Source organism: Propionibacterium ruminifibrarum, assembly GCF_900289195.1.
Taxonomy (GTDB): domain Bacteria; phylum Actinomycetota; class Actinomycetes; order Propionibacteriales; family Propionibacteriaceae; genus Propionibacterium; species Propionibacterium ruminifibrarum.
Genome location: NZ_OMOH01000021.1, coordinates 1 through 2,393 on the forward strand (window position 1 = coordinate 1; position 2,393 = coordinate 2,393).

Consider the following 2,393-nt stretch of genomic DNA (forward strand, 5'->3'; position numbering starts at 1 on the left):
CAGGGCCCCGACGGATTGTATGCGACCGGTTTCAGGTACTATTTCACTCCCCTCCCGGGGTACTTTTCACCTTTCCCTCACGGTACTGGTCCGCTATCGGTCACCAAGGAGTATTTAGGCTTAACGGGTGGTCCCGCCAGATTCATGCGGAATTCCAGGGGTTCCGCACTACTTGGGAAATGCTCAAGGAAGACAATGCAATACGTGTACGGGACCATCACCCTCTACGGTACGGCTTCCCAACCGCTTCCACTTCAACACTGCTTTATCACTCCCCGCCCTCACGGCAGCTCAGGCAAGAACACTCCCACAACCCCGCACGTGCAACACCTGCCGGCTATCACACACGCACGGTTTAGCCTCATCCGCTTTCGCTCGCCACTACTCACGGAATCACTATTGTTTTCTTTTCCTATGGGTACTGAGATGTTTCACTTCCCCACGTTCCCTCAAACCCCCCTATACATTCAGGGGGCAGTCGCCGGCCTCACAACCGGTTCCCTTCAAGGTTTCCCTATTCGGAAATCCCCGGATCACAGCTCGTCTACCAACTCCCCAGGGCTTATCGCAGGTTACAACGTCCTTCATCGGCTCTTGGTGCCAAGGCATCCACCGATCGCACTAAGTAGCTTGCCACACAACACACGCACACCAACCACAAACAGCCGGCACGCGCGCACAAGACAATCAAAAAACTACAAAGATGCTCGCGTCCACTATGAAGTTCTCAACAAACAAGCAGCACCGCACAACCAACCGGACCAACAGCCCGGCAGCCACACGACCACACAAGGAAACCACCACAACGCGGCCGCTCCCTCACAACCCAACAGCGTGCCCCCAGCACTCCACAAAACAAACCCCAAAACCACCACCCAAACACTCACAGGCAGCAGCCCCCCGCACCCACCAAACAGCAGGCACGAATCAGGGAAAAGAGGTATTCCTTAGAAAGGAGGTGATCCAGCCGCACCTTCCGGTACGGCTACCTTGTTACGACTTAGTCCTAATCACCAGTCCCACCTTCGACGGCTCCCCCCAAAAATGGACAGGCCACCGGCTTCGGGTGTTACCGACTTTCATGACTTGACGGGCGGTGTGTACAAGCCCCGGGAACGTATTCACCGCAGCGTTGCTGATCTGCGATTACTAGCGACTCCGACTTCATGGGGTCGAGTTGCAGACCCCAATCCGAACTGAGACCGGCTTTCTGAGATTCGCTCACCCTCACAGGCTCGCAACTCTTTGTACCGGCCATTGTAGCATGCGTGAAGCCCTGGACATAAGGGGCATGATGACTTGACCTCATCCCCACCTTCCTCCGAGTTGACCCCGGCGGTCTCCAATGAGTCCCCAGCCGAACTGCTGGCAACATTGGACGAGGGTTGCGCTCGTTGCGGGACTTAACCCAACATCTCACGACACGAGCTGACGACAGCCATGCACCACCTGTGAACCGGCCAAAAAGGCACACCCATCTCTGAATGCTTCCGGCACATGTCAAACCCAGGTAAGGTTCTTCGCGTTGCATCGAATTAATCCGCATGCTCCGCCGCTTGTGCGGGGCCCCGTCAATTCCTTTGAGTTTTAGCCTTGCGGCCGTACTCCCCAGGCGGGGTACTTAATGCGTTAGCTACGGCACGGACCACGTGGAATGTGACCCACACCTAGTACCCACCGTTTACAGCGTGGACTACCAGGGTATCTAAGCCTGTTTGCTCCCCACGCTTTCGCTTCTCAGCGTCAGGAAAGGTCCAGAGAACCGCCTTCGCCACTGGTGTTCCTCCCGATATCTGCGCATTCCACCGCTCCACCGGGAATTCCATTCTCCCCTACCTTCCTCAAGTCAACCCGTATCGACAGCAAGCCCGAAGTTAAGCCCCGGGATTTCACTATCGACGCAATCAACCGCCTACAAGCTCTTTACGCCCAATAATTCCGGACAACGCTCGCACCCTACGTATCACCGCGGCTGCTGGCACGTAGTTGGCCGGTGCTTCTTCCCCCACTACCGTCACAAAAGCTTCGTCATGGGTGAAAGCGGTTTACAACCCGAAGGCCGTCATCCCGCACGCGGCGTTGCTGCATCAGGCTTCCGCCCATTGTGCAATATTCCCCACTGCTGCCTCCCGTAGGAGTCTGGGCCGTATCTCAGTCCCAATGTGGCCGGTCGCCCTCTCAGGCCGGCTACCCGTCAAAGCCTTGGTAGGCCACTACCCCACCAACAAGCTGATAGGCCGCGAGACGATCCCTGACCGCAAAAGCTTTCCAACAACCCGGATGCCCGGGAAACTGAATATTCGGGATTACCACCTGTTTCCAAGTGCTATACCAAAGTCAAGGGCACGTTCCTCACGTGTTACTCACCCGTTCGCCACTCGTGTACACCAAAA

At 56.4% G+C, this 2,393-nt stretch carries 2 rRNA genes; both read right to left on the reverse strand.

What is annotated here, in order from left to right:
• A 23S ribosomal RNA gene (locus tag PROPJV5_RS12250) occupies positions 1-636 on the reverse strand; the annotation flags it as partial.
• Between the two features lie 315 nt (positions 637-951).
• Positions 952-2,393 (reverse strand): 16S ribosomal RNA (locus PROPJV5_RS12255); the annotation flags it as partial.